General features: G+C 66.3%; 15 protein-coding genes. 4 read left to right on the top strand and 11 right to left on the bottom strand.

The features are described from left to right. Positions 1–93: 93 nt before the first annotated feature. From K9B35_RS17190 to K9B35_RS17175, 4 genes are all read right to left on the bottom strand, one after another. Positions 94–564 (bottom strand): GNAT family N-acetyltransferase, encoded by a 471-nt coding sequence (locus K9B35_RS17190; protein ID WP_224923210.1) that lies wholly within the window; start codon positions 562–564, stop codon positions 94–96. Between the two features lies 1 nt (position 565). Continuing rightward, complete coding sequence (locus tag K9B35_RS17185; RefSeq protein WP_224923209.1) at positions 566–2,080, bottom strand: trypsin-like peptidase domain-containing protein; 1,515 nt, start codon at positions 2,078–2,080, stop codon at positions 566–568. Between the two features lie 80 nt (positions 2,081–2,160). Continuing rightward, positions 2,161–3,639: a DUF1570 domain-containing protein gene (locus K9B35_RS17180; protein WP_224923208.1), complete on the bottom strand. Its 1,479-nt coding sequence runs from the start codon at positions 3,637–3,639 to the stop codon at positions 2,161–2,163. A gap of 91 nt (positions 3,640–3,730) precedes the next feature. Beyond that, a complete protein-coding gene (locus tag K9B35_RS17175; RefSeq protein ID WP_224923207.1) occupies positions 3,731–5,896 on the bottom strand; it encodes a primosomal protein N' in 2,166 nt (721 codons plus the stop codon). Positions 5,897–5,963: 67 nt separating this feature from the next. On the opposite strand from K9B35_RS17175, the gene K9B35_RS17170 reads away from it, so the two are divergent. After that, positions 5,964–6,401 carry a hypothetical protein gene (locus K9B35_RS17170; protein ID WP_224923206.1) on the top strand — a complete coding sequence of 146 codons (438 nt, stop codon included), beginning with the start codon at positions 5,964–5,966 and terminating at the stop codon, positions 6,399–6,401. Between the two features lie 3 nt (positions 6,402–6,404). Here K9B35_RS17170 and K9B35_RS17165 read toward each other — a convergent pair whose 3' ends face one another. Then, positions 6,405–7,040, bottom strand: coding sequence for a DUF2490 domain-containing protein (locus tag K9B35_RS17165; RefSeq protein ID WP_224923205.1), 636 nt, complete (start codon positions 7,038–7,040; stop codon positions 6,405–6,407). 122 nt (positions 7,041–7,162) lie between these two features. On the opposite strand from K9B35_RS17165, the gene fsa reads away from it, so the two are divergent. Then, positions 7,163–7,816 (top strand): fructose-6-phosphate aldolase, encoded by a 654-nt coding sequence (gene fsa / locus K9B35_RS17160; RefSeq protein WP_224923204.1) that lies wholly within the window; start codon positions 7,163–7,165, stop codon positions 7,814–7,816. Positions 7,817–7,879: 63 nt separating this feature from the next. Here the strand turns inward: fsa and K9B35_RS17155 are convergent, their stop codons facing one another. The 4 genes from K9B35_RS17155 to K9B35_RS17140 all read right to left on the bottom strand — a co-directional run bounded on the left by K9B35_RS17155 (position 7,880) and on the right by K9B35_RS17140 (position 10,877). Next, a complete protein-coding gene (locus K9B35_RS17155) occupies positions 7,880–8,785 on the bottom strand; it encodes an alpha/beta fold hydrolase (RefSeq protein WP_224923203.1) in 906 nt (301 codons plus the stop codon). A 3-nt stretch (positions 8,786–8,788) separates the two neighbouring features. Beyond that, the gene (locus tag K9B35_RS17150) at positions 8,789–8,992 is read right to left on the bottom strand and encodes a helix-turn-helix transcriptional regulator (RefSeq protein WP_224923202.1); all 204 of its coding nucleotides are present in this window, start codon (positions 8,990–8,992) and stop codon (positions 8,789–8,791) included. After that, on the bottom strand, positions 8,989–9,399 hold the full coding sequence (locus K9B35_RS17145; RefSeq protein ID WP_224923201.1) for a hypothetical protein: 411 nt from the start codon (positions 9,397–9,399) through the stop codon (positions 8,989–8,991). Before K9B35_RS17145 ends, K9B35_RS17150 begins: the two co-directional genes overlap by 4 nt. 71 nt (positions 9,400–9,470) lie before the next feature. Beyond that, entirely contained in the window at positions 9,471–10,877 is a 1,407-nt protein-coding gene (locus tag K9B35_RS17140; protein WP_224923200.1) for a UDP-N-acetylmuramate--L-alanine ligase, read from the bottom strand. A gap of 155 nt (positions 10,878–11,032) precedes the next feature. On the opposite strand from K9B35_RS17140, the gene K9B35_RS17135 reads away from it, so the two are divergent. Continuing rightward, positions 11,033–11,848 (top strand): LD-carboxypeptidase, encoded by an 816-nt coding sequence (locus K9B35_RS17135; protein ID WP_224923199.1) that lies wholly within the window; start codon positions 11,033–11,035, stop codon positions 11,846–11,848. Between the two features lie 606 nt (positions 11,849–12,454). On the opposite strand, the gene K9B35_RS17130 is transcribed toward K9B35_RS17135, so the two are convergent. After that, positions 12,455–12,976 carry a hypothetical protein gene (locus K9B35_RS17130; RefSeq protein WP_224923198.1) on the bottom strand — a complete coding sequence of 174 codons (522 nt, stop codon included), beginning with the start codon at positions 12,974–12,976 and terminating at the stop codon, positions 12,455–12,457. Beyond that, positions 12,973–13,323: a VOC family protein gene (locus K9B35_RS17125; protein WP_224923197.1), complete on the bottom strand. Its 351-nt coding sequence runs from the start codon at positions 13,321–13,323 to the stop codon at positions 12,973–12,975. Before K9B35_RS17125 ends, K9B35_RS17130 begins: the two co-directional genes overlap by 4 nt. Positions 13,324–13,663: 340 nt before the next feature. Here K9B35_RS17125 and thrS point away from each other — a divergent pair, with 340 nt between their 5' ends. Beyond that, positions 13,664–15,661, top strand: a complete 1,998-nt coding sequence (gene thrS, locus K9B35_RS17120; protein ID WP_224923196.1) for a threonine--tRNA ligase — start codon at positions 13,664–13,666, stop codon at positions 15,659–15,661. Positions 15,662–15,692 lie beyond the last annotated feature (31 nt).

Here is a 15,692-nt window from a genome sequence, read left to right as displayed (position 1 = left end):
CGGCCCGCTCCCCCACCCGGCCACCCAACGACAGTGTATTCTATGGGTGGCCGGGTGGGGGAGCGGGCCGGTGCCGCCTAAACAGAAACGACGCTAGTCGACCGTGCGGTGCATCCGGTAGGTGCCGGGGCCGTAGCCGCCCGCTTCGGTGATCGCGAAGCCCTGTGTCGTCCAGAACGCCTCGGCGCCGTTGACCGCGACGAGCGTGATATCGCTATACCCTGCCGACCGGGCGCGATCGATCACGAGCGCTGTCGCCGCCTTGCCCGCGCCTTGCCCGCGCGTTTCGGGGAGCAAGGCGATGTCGTGGAGGTAGAAGCTGTCGGCGTCTTGCGGAATGGTACCGAGCAGCGCGCCGAGTTCGGGCGAGGTCACACGGTGCCAGGGGTGGGCGACGAGCAGGCCGGCGATGGCATCGCCCTGCTGCCAGACGAAGCAGCCGCTCGGCCACAGTGCGAGACGTTCGGCATAGACCTCGACCGGCTCGCCATAGCGACCATGGACCGCCGCCGAGATCGCGGTCACCGCCGGAAGATCGGCGACGGTCATCGCGCGCCAGCTCATCTCAGCCCGCCGGCTTGCAGCTATAGATCAGCCGTTCGTTGAAGATCTGCGGCAAAGCGGTGCGGATCGACTGTTGGCGGGTGGCGAGGTCGGCGCGCGAGGCCGGGTCGGTCGAGCATGCCTTGACCTTCACATCGGCGCGGCGCTTGCGCGCGGTGTCCATCTGCGCGGCGGAGAGCAGATAGCGCGTCGTCGAATAGGTCCGCGTCGTCGGGGCATATTCGAGAACCGATACGGTCGCCTCATCGTCCGGGACCAGGATGCGCTGCCAGTTCTGTCCGGCCTCGGCATATTGGGTGCGCCCGTTGACGCAGCCATCGGGGTTGATGTCGATCGCGACATCCTTGGTATCGGACACGGTGACGCGTGAGCGGACGGGGTCGATCGTGCAGACCATCTTGCCGAGCCCCCCGGGCTGCGCGACCGGCGGCGGCACCGCCACGCGTGCGCCGCCATCGACGGCAGCGGGATCGAACGCCGGGCGCAGCACGAAGGTCGCGACCGAGGCGATAATGAGCGCGCCGCCCCCGACTGCGGTGAGGATCGCTTCACGCTTTTGCTCGCGGGTGAGCAGCAGGCCGGCGATGCCGAGCGCGAAGGCACCCATCACCAGCAGCAAGGCGGCACCGGCCATATAGTTTTCGCGCGTCACGATATTCTCGCTGCGCGCCTGCTGGATCGCATCGTCACGGTCGGCGGCGACTTTTCCGGCAGCTTCGCGCGCGCGCTGTTCGTCGGCTGCGCGCGCCTGTTCGGCGGCGGTGCGGTCCTGCGCCAGACGGTCGGCGATGCTGGTGCAGGTGACGCCGTTCGACGGCATCGGCTGCTTCGCCTCACGCAGGAAGGCGGCGACCTCTTCGTTGCTGATCGCAAAACCGAAGCTGGCGTCGCCATCGTCGGCGCGGGTCAGCGCGGCGTTGACGCCGAGCACCCGCCCGCACGGATCGAGCAGCGGCCCGCCCGAATTGCCGCGCGCGATACCCGCGGTGTGCAGCAGTACCTTAACTCCCTGAAGGGCGCGGCGGCCCGAAAACACGCCCTGCGAGCGGATCGGGGTGAGCGGGGTGATGAAGTCCGTGGCGGTGCGCGCGGTGGCGAGATCGACATTGCCCGGATAGCCGAGCGCGATCATCGCATTCCCCTCACTGATCGGGCCGGAGTAGAAGGTCAGTGCGGGCAGGCGGATACCGGTGAATTCGATCAGCGCCAGATCGCGGTCGCTGTCGATCGCGATCAGCCGACCCTGGAACGACTTGTCGCCCTCCGACGGGACGACGCCGATCATCACATTGCCGGGATAGCGTTCTGCTGACTCGACGACATGCGCGTTGGTGAGCACACGGTTGGGCGCGACGGCAAAACCGCTGCCATGGCCGAAACCGACCACTTCGCCCTCGACCGTGGCGATGGTGACGATCCGCACGACTCCGCGGCCGGCGGCGGAGATGTCGTCGTCCGCGCGCGCGGGATGTGCCCATGCGAGCAACATCGTCAGCACCAGCAGCAGTCGTGTCACGGATACTCCTCCAGCGAGACCACCACCGTCATCGCGGAAGCGCATGGCCGGTTCAAGCGGGGATCCTACGCTGCCCGACGCTATTCCTGCTTCTCTTCCACGCCCATGATCGCCTCGGCCGTGTCGCCCCGTTCGATTGCGGCGATCATGTCACGCGCCTTGTTGGCGAGTTCGCCGCCATGAGGGTGATACGCGACGGGCCGCAACGTCGCACTCGCCTGCGCGCGCTTGCCATCGAACAACTGCATGGCAGCAATGGTCATGCGTAGCCCCATATCGGTGGGCGCAGTGTCGAGCGCTTTGATGAGGCCGTCCTTGGCCGCTTCGATCGGCGCTTCGCCCGCTTCGACAAAGCTGCGATAGAACAGCATCAAGGGACGTGGATCTTCCGGATCGTTGCGATTAGCCGCCACGATCGTGCGGCGGACAGCCCGCCACGCCGCTGCATCGCTGTCGGCAGCCACGGCAAGCTCCAGCGTGGCCATCGCGCGATAGACGAGCGCTTCACCCAATTTCGGATTCGCGGCGATCGCGCGTTCCGCCGCAGCCAGCGCAAGCGGATAGTTCCCGGCGTCAAATTCGGCTTCGGCGAGCGCTACCTGTGCCCCTGCGTCATCGGGGAAGGGAGCGGCGGCCTTCCGTGCATCGACCAGCACGTCTTTCGCTTCCTCAGCATCGACGCCAGCGCGCGAACGAATCCGCACGGCCATTGTCGCGACCTCGCCTGCGGTCAGCTTTCGCAGCTCGACCGGGCCTGGGTTCAACTTCGCGCCGTCAATGACCTTCACCGGGAATTTGCCGTTCATATATTTCTGCAGCGCGCGATCCAGTTCCTTGGGATCGCCGAACGCCTCGGCCGCCTTCTCCAGCGACTCACCCGTGTTGATCGCGCCAATGTAGCGGAGCAGCATCTTCTGACGCTCGGGATCATGCGTCAGATAATGGGTGAGCAGCCATCCACGGCCATAGATCGCTTCCCGTTCCTCATCGTTGAGCTTTCGATTGGCGAGCGTCACAAGGTCTTTGGCAGGCAGGGGATTGCCGGCCCGTAGCCCCCATGCGCGATGCTGGGGCACGGCACCGACCAGCGCTTCGCCGCTCTTCAAAAAGGTGAAGGTTGACCAGAACTCGCCAAATCCTTCGCTGAACCAGATCGGAAACACGGCATTGAAGCGGGTGTACATGAAGTGATGCGCATATTCGTGGCGCAGCACGGTCAGGCCGGAAAGCTCCATCGGTTCGGTTCGGGTGGATAGCCGCGGGACGAACGCGACATTGGCTCCGGCACGCGGGATATAGAATCCGGCGGTGAACCGGGTTTTGGTCAGCTGGCGGATCGACACCGCCCCGGGTCCGGAGGTTACGAATACCGTGACGCGATTTGCTGGCCCTGTCGTCGGCTTCAGTGCCGCGGGATAGTAGAGCGTCATCACATTCTCGAATTTCTCGAGATCTTCGGCGAATTCCCGAATCCGCTCGGGCTTGTCGTTCGCATAGACGACGAAGTGCTTGCTACTCGCTTCGTACCAATCGGCGCGCGCGACATTTGGTAAAAGCATTGCCACCGCGACTAGCGTCAGACCCCATAACCGCATTCGACCCTCCCCCAATTCGGTGAAGAGTAGGCAGCGTCTGGCGCTAAACGCAAGATTACAAGAAGTTGTAGGGGTCCACGTCCACCACCACCCGCACCTTGGCCGACCATTCAAGGCCGCCGAGCCAGTCGCGGATCACGTCCTGCACGTCGAGCGCGCGGCGGGCATGGACGAGCAGGCGGAAGCGGTGGCGGCCGCGCAGCATCGCCAGCGGGGCAGGGGCGGGGCCGAACACCTGCATCGCCTCCACCTTTGGCGCGCTGCGACCGATCGCGCGGGCGGTGTCGAGGGCCGAGTCCTTGTCCTCGCTCGACACGATGATCGCGGCGAAGCGACCGAACGGCGGCGCGCCCGCCTCGCGCCGCGCCTCGGTCTCGGCGGCGTAGAAGCCTTCGGCATCTCCATTGACCAATGCGCGCATGACCGGCGCCTTGGGGCTATGCGTCTGGATCAGCACAGTGCCGGGCTTTTCGCCGCGGCCCGCGCGTCCGGCGACCTGACAGATCTGCTGGAAGCTGCGCTCCGCCGCGCGCAGGTCGCCGCCCTCAAGGCCGAGATCGGCATCGACCACGCCGACCAGCGTCAAATTGGGGAAGTGATAGCCCTTGGTCACCAATTGCGTGCCGACGACGATGTCGATGTCGCCCGCCTCCATCCGCGCGACGAACTCCGCCGCCTTGGCCGGGGACCAGATCGTGTCGGAGGTGACGATGGCGGTCTTGGCGTCGGGGAACAGCGCCGCAACCTCATCCGCGATGCGTTCGACGCCGGGGCCGCACGCGACCAGGCTGTCCTCGCTGTCGCATTCGGGGCAGGCACGCGGGGTCGGGATGGCGTGGCCGCAATGGTGGCAGGCGAGGCGGTTGATCAGGCGATGCTCGACCATCCACGCGGTGCAATTGGGACATTGGAAGCGATGCCCGCAGGTGCGGCACAGCGTCAGCGGGGCATAGCCGCGGCGGTTGAGGAACAGCAACGCCTGTTCTTTGCGCTCCAGCGTCGCGTCGATCGCGCGGACCAGCTTGGGGGCGAGCCAGCGACCGCGCATCGGCGGGTCGGCGAGCAGGTCGATCGCCTCGATCGCGGGCATTTCCGCGACGCCATAGCGGCCGGGCAGCTTGAGTTCGGCATAGCGGCCGAGTGCGACCTGCTGACGCGTTTCGATCGCGGGCGTGGCGCTGGCGAGGATCACCGGACAGCCCTCGAAATGCCCGCGCATCACCGCGACGTCGCGCGCGTGGTAATGGACGCCTTCCTCCTGCTTGAAGCTTGTCTCGTGCGCCTCATCGACGACGATCAGGCCGAGATTGGGGTAGGGCAGGAACAGCGACGAGCGTGCGCCGACGGTGACCAGCGCCTCGCCATTGGCGATGGCGCGCCACGCCCGGCGGCGCTGCGACTGGCGCAGGCCGGAGTGCCAGGCGATCGGCTCGACCCCGAAGCGGGCGTGGAAGCGCTTGAGGAACGGCTCGGTCAGCGCGATTTCGGGGAGCAGGACGAGGCTTTGGCGGCCGGCGCGGATCGCCTCGGCCACCGCCTCGAAATAGACTTCGGTCTTGCCCGATCCGGTGACGCCGTCGAGCAGGAAGGGTTGGAACGCGCGCGCATCGACCGCCGTGCGCAGCGTTGCTGCGACCTCCGCCTGTTCGGCGGACAGCGCGGGCGCGCCGAATGCGGGGTCGGGCAGGGGGTAGGGTGTGTCGAGCGCGACGGTCACCCCCTCGATCGCGCCGCTCTTGACCAGCCCGCGGATCACGCCGTCGGAAACGTCGGCAATCGTCGCCAGCTCGCGGATCAGGCCCTGACGGTCGCCGATCCGCTCCAGCGCCTGTTCGCGCTGGGCAGTCATGCGTGGCGGGATTTCGCCGGTGGCGCGATATTCGACGATGGTCTTGCCGCCCTCGAGCGCCGAGGTGGAGCTGAGCGCCATCCGCAGCACCGAGGCGAGCGGGGCGAGATAATAGTTGGCGGTCCATTCGATCAGGCGGCGCAGCGGCGCGGGGATCGGCGGCGCGTCTGCGACAGCGAGCAAGTTGCGCAGGCGGTTGTCGCCAATCTCTTCAGTCGGCAGCCGTTCGGCTTCCCACACCACCCCGATCAGTTGGCGCGGCCCAAGCGGCGCGACGACGATCGACCCCGGCGCGACCTCCATGCCACGCGGCACGCGATAGTCGAGCGGGCCGAGCGCAGAGTTGAGGACGATGACACGGGCGCGGGACATGCCTGCCCCATATCGGCATTCCCGAGTCGGTAGGAAAGCGGTATCGCATTGATAAAGGAGTTCGCCGATGTTCCTTGCCGCCATCCTCCTGCTTCAGGCTGCCCCGCAATGCGCTGCGACCGATGCCGCGCTGCCCGCCAATTTGTCGGGCTGGACCGCACAGGCGGACGGATTCGGGGTCAATCGGGCGGTGACGCTCGACGCGGGCGCTGTCGCGAAGCTGCCCGGCGTGCCTGCCGGGGCGAAGCCGGGCGGGGCGGCGATGATCGGGTTCCGGATCGAGGCTGCCGGGCGCTACGGCGTCGCGCTCGACCAGCGCGGCTGGGTCGATGTCGTGTCGGGGGTGGCCGGTGGCGACGCGCTCAAATCGGCGGCGCATGGCCACGGCCCGGACTGCTCGTCGATCCGCAAGATCGTGCGCTACGACCTGCAGCCGGGGATCTATCGATTGTACGTCACGGGACTCGCGACGCCATCGGCGAAGGTGATGCTGGTCGCGCCCTAGGCGTTAGAGGTCGATCGAGACCGCGACGGAAAGCACGTGATCCACCGTGTCCGTGTCGCCACCCTGTCCGAATCGGTACTGGTTGAGATATCCCGCCTCGAGCTCCAGCGTGTCCGTCAGCGGGGTAGCCAGCGACGCGAAGTTCCGCATGCGCTCGTGCCCGCCCTTCTGGCCCCAGTCGGTATCATTGAGGTTGAAATAGCTCTCGTGCGACAGCCGAAACTCGGTGTCGCCGCCCAGCGGAAGTGCGTACCGGATTTGTGGTCGCACCCTGAATCCCACATCGTCGCCGTCGGTACGAAACCGCTGCTCGCTACGGCCGCGCAGCTGCCAGCTTCCGCCCAGGAACGTGCCCAGCTTGACCGTGATCTGCTGGCGCGGCCGGTTGTCGATATGGGTGCGGTTGCCCTGCTCATAGCCCGGGACCCGATAGAAGCCTGCGGCGATCGTAACGCTGTCGCTCAGCGCGTGGGTGACGACCGCGCCGAATTCGGATTCGTACAAGCCATCGGCGTCGCTGAACCGCGCGAGGACTTCCCCGTCGAGCGAAGTGTGTTCGCCCAGCGAGAGGGATGCGCCCGTGGTTAGCCACAGTTCGCCGTCCTGTTCCTGCGCCAGGGCAGGGGTTGCGGCCAGCATGAGCAGGGGCAGGGCAAGAAAGATGGAGCGCATCGGAGTCCAGTGTTAGAGGGCTGCTCGAAAGAGTCGCGCACCGCTTAGCGCGCCGTCATCCAACTGTCACATTTCACCGGAGTTCCCGCATGAAGTTCTTTGCCGACACCGCCGACACCAACGATATTCGCGAGCTGGCGGATGCCGGGCTGCTGGATGGCGTGACCACCAACCCGTCGCTGATCCACAAGGCGGGGCGCAACTTCCTCGAGGTGGTCGCCGAAATCTGCGGGATCGTCGACGGTCCGGTGTCGGCCGAAGTGGTCGCGCTCGACTATGAGGGCATGATGCGCGAGGCGGAGATCGTGCGGAAGATCGCCGACAATGTCGCGGTCAAGCTGCCGCTGACGATCGAGGGGCTGAAGGCGTGCAAGGCGCTGACCAGCGACGGGACGATGGTCAATGTAACCTTGTGCTTCTCGGCCAATCAGGCGCTGCTCGCGGCGAAGGCTGGGGCGACCTTCATCTCGCCGTTCGTTGGGCGGCATGACGATATCGGCTTTGATGGCATGGACCTGATCGGCGATATCCGGCTGATCTACGACAATTATGCGTTCGAGACCGAGATCCTGGTCGCCAGCGTGCGGCATCCGATCCACATCCTTGAGGCGGCGAAGCTCGGTGCCGATGTGATGACCGCGCCGCCTTCGGTGATCCGTCAGCTGGTCAAGCATCCGCTGACCGACAAGGGGATCGAGGGCTTCATGGCCGACTGGGCGAAGACGGGTCAGACGATCGCCTGACGGTTCTCGCTTGACCGAATGAAGGGCCGTCCCGGGATGCCGGGGCGGCCCTTTTCGTTGGGGTCATTCGGCAAGGAATGCCTTCACCTCTGCCGCGAAGCGCTGCGGCTGGTCGAGCATGATGAAGTGGTAGCTGTCGGCGACCGCGACCAGCTTGGCCGGGGTGCCGGCATAGGCGGGTTCCCAGACGGCCTTCGCCTGCGCCTCACCGACGCCGGCGGCGTAGAGGATGGTGAAGGGCTTGGCGGTCACCTTGCCGAGTTCCGGGCCGATATCGGTGATCAGGTCCTCGTACAGCGCCTGAGCGACGGCGGTCTGGTTCGCGAGGCGGGTCCAGTTGGCGACCTTGATCCGTCCTTCGGCCGTGTTCGACCAGATGCCGCCGGGGTCGCTGGTGATCGGCGGCATCGCCTTTGTCAGCTCGGCCGCGGCGATCGTCATGCTGCGCAGCTGTTCGGCGCGCGGCGCAATGCTGGCAGGGGTCGCGGTGGGGTCGAACAGCTTGCCGAAGAAGGGCAGGGTGTCGACAACCAGCAACCGGCCGACGCGGTCGGGGTGGCGGGCGGCGAGCATCATGCCGATCAGGCCGCCATAGCTGTGGCCGATCACTGCGGGCCGCTTCGCACCGCGCTTCGTAGAATCGGCGAGGAGGTCGGCGATGATGCCGTCGGTCATGCCGGGCTTGCCATTCGCGCCGAGATCGTCGCCGCCGAAGCCGTTGACCTGGACCAGCAGCACCTGCCGGTCTTTGGCCAGGTCGGGGGCGATGCCGTCCCAGACCTGCCGGGGGCTGGACAGGCCGGGGATCAGGTAGAGCGGTTCGCGGCCGGGCTTCGGTTCGCCCAGAGCGACGATCGAGATGTGCTGCATCCGCTGTTCGGCGGCGACTGGGGCCGTCTGGGCGTGGCAGTGCTGGGGTGGAGCAAGGAAGGCTGTGGCCATGGCGGCAAGGGCGATCAGGCGGAACACGGCTTAGTCCTCCTTCGAGGGATTGGTGAAAATGTCTTCGATCGTCAGCTCGAACAGGTCGGCGATCTTGAAGGCGAGCGGCAGTGAGGGGTCGTAGCGGCCGGTTTCGATCGCATTGACGCTCTGCCGGGACACTTCGAGTCGTTCGGCCAGATCCTGCTGGCTCCATTCCCGCTCTGCGCGGAGGACGCGGAGGCGGTTCTTCATGCTGCTTCCTCCGCACGCTTGTCGCGCCAGCTGAGGACGGACTGGGCGATTCCCCAGATGCCACACCAGAGCGGGAAGGCGAGGAAGACCGGAACTTCGCCGACCAGCTGCTCGAACTGGAGCATCCCGATGATGCTCGTTGCCGAGAGCAGAATTCCGATTGCGATCAGCATCGAGCGGATGATGCGGTCGCGGACGAATTCGTCGCTCTCCTCCTCAAGATACAGGCCGAGGGTGGCGAGCATTCCGGCGATCGGTAGCGCGGACACCACGGCCATTGCGGCCAATATTGCGGCCGGCGGGGCGAACAGGTGAGCCAGCGCGGTGTTGGCACCGATCAGTGCGACATAGGCCATCGAGACGATGATCATGCGGCGCTGGTAACGCTTGGCGGCGGCTGTACGCATTGGAAAGCTCCCTTGTTCAAATGACAAGTGAGCTTTACGTCGAGTCGTCCGCCTATGTCAAGCGTGCTTTCCTATTTGACTGCGTTCCTTTCCAAATCGTCCAGCACGCTTTGCGCGAGCAGGCTGAGTGTGTCGTCCCTTGCGCCCATGATCACGATGCGGTCGCCGGGCTGGGCGATCGCGGCGAGGTGGGCGGCGGCGGCGGCGCGGTCGGGGATGTGGCGGGCGTCGCGGCCGGTGGCGGCGATGTCGGCGATGATGTCGGCGCTGGTCACTTCGCGCGCGACGGTGCCGCCCTGATAGACCGGGTCGGGGAGGATCAGTTGGTCGCCGGCGTTAAGCTTTTCGGCGAACATCGCGACGAGTTCGCGGCGCATCACCTTGAGCGGGCCATAGCCGTGCGGCTGGAACAGCGCGAGGATGCGGCCGGGAAAGGCATGCAGCGTGTCGAGCGTTGCGCCGATCTTGTCGGGATTGTGCCCGAAATCGTCGATCACCGCGACGCCGTTGGCGGTGCCGACCAGCTCGAAGCGGCGGCGCAGGCCGGTGAAGCCCTGGATCGCCTCGCATACCGCGTCCGGGTCGAGCCCGGCGGCGATGCAGGCGCCGATCGCGGCGAGGGCGTTGGCGACATTGTGGGTGCCGGGAACCGAGAGGCGAATGCGGCGGGTGGTGCCGTCCGTCGCCAGATCGAAGCTGATCGCGAAGGGTTCTGGTGTGAGGTTGCGGGCGGAGAGGTCGGCGTCGGCATCGATCGCGAAGGTCCGCGTGCGGGCCGGGTCGAGCGCCCTGGCCAGTTCCGCGCTTTCGGCGTCGCCGATATTGACGATGGTCGTGCGCGCTTTCCCGGCGAACTCGCCGAACAGGCTGCGCAGCTCCTCGAGGCTCTTGTGATCGAGGCTGACATTGTTGAGCACCGCGACCTGCGGGGTGTAGAGCGCGATCGATCCGTCGCTCTCGTCCACTTCGCTGACATAGAGGTCGCCGTCGCCGACCAAGGCGCTGGCAAAGGGTGCCTCGGGCCGGACGAAGTTCTTCATCACCGCGCCGTTCATCACCGTCGGATCGCGGTCGAGGCTGTGCAGGATCCACGCGATCATGCCGGTGACGGTCGACTTGCCGCTGGTCCCGGCGACGCCGATCGACAGCGGGGCGGCGTTGAACAGCTTTGCGTTGAGTTCGGCGCGAGTCATGCGCGGGCAGCCCAGTGCTGCGGCCTGAACCATGTCGGGGACGCTGTCTTCAACCGCGGCGGAGGCGATCACGACCTGATCGGGCGACGTGATGCCGCTGCCGTCCTGCGGAAACAGGTCGATGCCGAGTGCGCGCAGCGCGTCGAACTTGGCGGGGAGACGCCCGGAATCGAGGCTGCGGTCCGAGCCGGCGACGCTCGCGCCCTGGCCAGCAAGGATCATCGCGAGCGGCATCATGCCGCTGCCGCCGATCCCGACGAAAAAATGGGGTTTGCCGTTGTGCATTATCGCAGGCTATCGCGGGTTAGCAGGCGACGGGCAAGGGCTACACCCCTCCGTTCGCCCTGAGCCTGTCGAAGGGCTGGCCCTGCACGATGAAGCGGGGCGGACAGGTGCTTCGACACGCTCAGCACGAACGGAAGTTGGGGACCAGAGACACTATGCGGATCGGCGTCGTCGCACCGGCACGGACAGTCAGCGCGGAATCGGCGGCGCGGATGCAGGCGTTCATGGCGCTGTACTGGCCTGCGCACGAAATCGTGTTCCACCCGCAATGCTTCCTGACCGAAGGGCATTTTGCAGGACCCGACGAGGTTCGCGCGGCGGCGTTTGTGGAGTTCGCCAATGATGCGGCGTTCGACGCGATCTGGTTCGCGCGCGGCGGCTATGGCTCCAACCGCATCCTCGATGTCGCGATGCCGCAGCTTGGGGCGGCGGCGCGCAACAAGACCTATGTCGGCTATTCCGACATGGGGTTCATGCTGGGTGCGCTCTATGCGCGGCGGATCGGGCGGCAGGCGCATGGATCGATGGCGAGCGCCATGGGCGTCAATGACAAGGGCACCGACGCCGGATGGGTGCTCAGCTGGCTGATTGACGGCAAGCGCGACGGGCTGGAGCCGACATTGGACGGTCGCCCGGCGGCGGCGTTCAACCTGTCGATCCTGGCGGCGATGATCGGCACGCCGTGGCTGCCCGATTTGACCGACCATGTCCTGCATATCGAGGAGGTCGGCGAGCCGATGTACCGGATCGACCGGATGCTGTTCCAGATGGCGCATGCCACCCAGCTGCAGGGCATCGCCGGGGTGCGGCTGGGCGCGGTGACCGACATGGTCGACAATGACGTGCCGTTCGGCGAATCGCTGGAACAGGTGATCATCCGCTGGTGCCGCGAGATGGGGGTGCCGTATCTCGGCCGGTCGGGGATCGGGCATATTGCGCTGAACCGGGTGGTACCGTTCGGGGTGATTTGAGGTCGCGGCTGACAGGCGTCCGACGATCCTGACGAAAACATGCGTGTATTGGGCTGACGCGACCGGGATGCGACCGGTTTGCGCCGGGTAGGCGACTGCGACGCGACAGGTGGGCGACGGGGCGACACCAGTGGCGCGACTTTGGTGCGACCGGGATGCGACGGTGGGGCGACCGATGTGGGACGGCGACGCGACACCGGCGCGACGGGTCTGCGACGGTGGGGCGCCGCTTGGTTGGTGGGTGGTGTCGGGCTGTTTGCGCATCGACCAGTTTATGCGCTTTTTTGGGGGTTTGTAAGAAAGGGGTGTTGGTTGCGAACCGCCTCCCCTTTTTCCGTTCGTCAACCTGAACCTGGTTCAGGGTCCACCCGTCCTCACGCGACTGCGCCGGTTGTGGTGCGGTGGATGCTGAAACGAGTTCAGCATGACGGGTGGGGGGGGCTGTCGAGCCTCGATTACCGGGTGCGTGGCGGGGTGGACCCCGGCACGGGGCCGGGGTGACGATGGGGCTGGTGCGGCGATTGTGCGTTGAAGCAGAAGCAGAAGCAGAAGACCGTCCCCAACCCCTCCCGCGAAGGCGGGAGGGGCTAGAGATTGCCGGTTTGCTTAATCGCAGAGCACGTCCGTCGGTTCGCCGAGCGCTGCGACGAGCGCCTTCACGCTTTGATAATCGGCGCTGAGCATCGCGCCATCAGGAGGTTCCAGCGCTTTGCTGCCGGAAGCCCCGACCCCGTAGCAGCAGAAGCAAACCGCGACATCGCCGACCTCCTTTCCGCGCGCATCATAATAGCGGAAGAAATGGTGGGGCATGAAGCACGCGCTTTCCTCTTCCGGAGCCGCGATGATCACAAGGCTTTCCTCGAACGCCTTGCGCTGGGTCGCGTTGAGTTGGACCCCCTTTGCCTTGCTGAGGATCGGCTTGCCGGTCTCGGTATAGCCGACCTCGACGAACAGGCGCAGCTGGGTTGCCTGAGGGAAGGGGTTGGTGACGCGGCGATCCTTGAACGGCTGACCGATCGACGCTGTAGCATTCGATGAGTCGGGCTGCGCGATCGTATCGACCTTTCGCTCGCATCCCGCGACCGCGAGGGCAGCGGCGAGGAGGAAGAGCATGCGCGCGGCGCTCACCCCTCCCGCCCCACGCGGACCAGTGTGCCGTCGGGGTCGCTGACGGCGAATTCGTACATGCCCCAAGGCTTCAAATGCGGCGCGCCGGGTTCGATGATCGCGTTGCGGACGCGGTCGGCGATGGCGTCGATGTCTTCGGCGTAGAGGTAGAGGCCGAAGGGGTTGTCGGGTGCCTGGGGCGTGTTGGGTTCGTGGCGCAGGTGCAGGTGCCAGCCCTTGCCGTCGCTGAGGATGCGGTAATGGCCCCAATCGCTGTCGAGGGTGAGGCCGAGGCGCTGGTAGAAGTCGGTGCTGGCCTGCAGGTCGCGGCAGGGGAGGATGGTGGTGATGCGGTGGTCGGCGGGCATGGGCGGAGGGTAGCGTTTGAGGATGGGAAGAAGAAGGCCATTCTCGCTTGGCGGGCGCTTGCCGCACTGCCCCACCCCAACCCCTCCCCTGAAGGGGAGGGGCTTTTGCCCGGCTCTGGCGTCGGGGCCCTCTCTGCGCTATATCCCCCGCATGGCCGTTCGCTTTGCCAGCACTAGCACCACTACTCCCGCCGCGGCGGGAGGGTTTGGCGTGCGCGGTTAGAACCGCGGCGTCGCCCTCTTGCCCGGGATCGGGTGAGATGGCGCTGCTCCTCCTGATCCTGCCTCTTTTCCTACAGCGCTGCCCCGTGCATAGGCACGTCAAACATGCAGGACTGATATGGCGCAGCTTCTTTCGATCACGCTTCCCGATGGCTCCGTGCGGCAGGTCGCGCCGGGGACTACGCCTGGTGACATTGCCGCCGCGATCGGGCCGGGGCTGGCCAAGGCGGCGATTGCCGCGCGGGTCGATGGCGAATTGCGCGACATCAACCGGCCGCTGGAGGGCGACGCTCAGCTGGCGCTGGTGACGGCGCGCGACGAGGCGGATGCGCTGGAGCTGGCGCGGCATGACTTTGCGCATATCCTGGCCGAGGCGGTGCAGGCGCTGTTTCCCGGCACGCAGATCACGTTCGGGCCGGCGACCGATGACGGGTTTTATTATGACGTGATGGCCCCGGCGTCGCGTGCGCCCTTCTCGATGGAGGATTTGCCCGCGATCGAGGAGACGATGCGCGAGATCATCCGGGCGGACAAGCCGCTGCGCCGTGAGGTGTGGAGCCGGCAGGCGCTGATCGATCGGTGGAGCGCGCAGGGCGAGAGCTTCAAGGCGCAATGGGCTGCCGAGCTGCCCGAGGGCGAGGAGCTGACGGTGTATTGGTCGGGCGACGACTGGCTCGACATGTGCCGCGGGCCGCACCTGGCATCGACCGGGAAGCTCGATCCGCAGGCGTTCAAGCTGATGCGCGTCGCGGGTGCCTATTGGCGTGGCGACCAGAAGAATGCGCAGCTGACGCGCATCTATGGCACCGGGTGGCTCAACAAGAAGCAGCTCGACGCGCATCTGCTGAAGCTGGAGGAAGCGGCCAAGCGCGACCATCGCAAGCTGGGCGCGGAGATGGACCTGTTCCACCTTCAGGCCGAGGCGCATGGCAGCGTGTTCTGGCACCCCAAGGGCTACATGGTGTGGCGTCAGCTCGAGGCGTATATGCGCCGCGCGATCGACGCGGCGGGCTATCGCGAGGTCAAGACGCCGCAGGTGATGGACGCGCGCCAATGGGAGCAGTCGGGCCATTGGGGCAAGTATCGCGAGAATATGTTCGTGATCCCCGACGAGGTGCCGAACGTCGACGATGAAGGCCCGGTGATCAGCGGCGAGGCCGACTGGATGGCGCTCAAGCCGATGAATTGCCCGGCGCATGTGCTGATTTTCCGGCAGGGGCTGAAGAGCTATCGCGAGCTGCCGCTGCGGCTGTACGAGAATGGGTGCTGTCACCGCAACGAGCCGCATGGCGCGCTGCACGGGCTGATGCGCGTGCGGCAGTTCACCCAGGACGACGCGCATATCTTTTGCCGCGAGGACCAGATCGTCGCCGAGGTGCAGGCGTTCTGCGAGCTGGCGGATCGGGTGTATCGCGATTTTGGCTTTACCTATTCGATCAAGCTGGCGCTGCGGCCGGAGAAGCGTTTCGGGTCCGAGGCCGACTGGGACAAGGCGGAGAATGAGCTGCGCGACGCGGTGGTGCGCGCGGGGCTGGCGACCGAGGCCTATGGCTGGGAAGAGCTGCCGGGCGAGGGGGCGTTTTATGCGCCGAAGCTGGAATGGCACCTGACCGACGCGATCGGGCGGACGTGGCAGGTGGGCACGATCCAGTCGGACCGCGTGCTGCCCGAGCGGCTGGATGCGAGCTATGTCGGCGAGGATGGCGAGCGGCATCGGCCGGTGATGCTGCACCGCGCGATCTTTGGGTCGTATGAGCGGTTTATCGGCATCCTGATCGAGCATTTCGCCGGGCGTCTGCCGGTGTGGCTGGCGCCGGTGCAGGCGGTGGTGGCGACGATCGTGTCGGACGCCGACGACTATGCGAAGGACGCGGTCGCCAAGCTGAAGGCGGCGGGCATCCGGGTCGAGAGCGATCTGCGCAACGAGAAGATCAACTACAAGGTGCGCGAGCATAGCCTTGCCAAGGTTCCGCATCTGCTGGTGGTCGGCAAGCGCGAGGCGGAGGAGGGCACCGTCGCCGTCCGCACCTTGGGCAGCGAGGGGCAGAAGGTGATGTCGCTCGATGAGGCGATCGCGATGCTGCGCGAAGAAGCGCTGGCGCCTGATTTGAAGTAGGGTCGTTTTCTGTGGGCCGGCACCAGCCCGC

This window comes from Sphingomonas sp. R647 (genome assembly GCF_020177055.1).
Taxonomy (GTDB): domain Bacteria; phylum Pseudomonadota; class Alphaproteobacteria; order Sphingomonadales; family Sphingomonadaceae; genus Sphingomonas.
The sequence above is the reverse complement of the archived record's forward strand: the minus strand, read 5'-3'. Positions and strand labels throughout refer to the sequence as shown.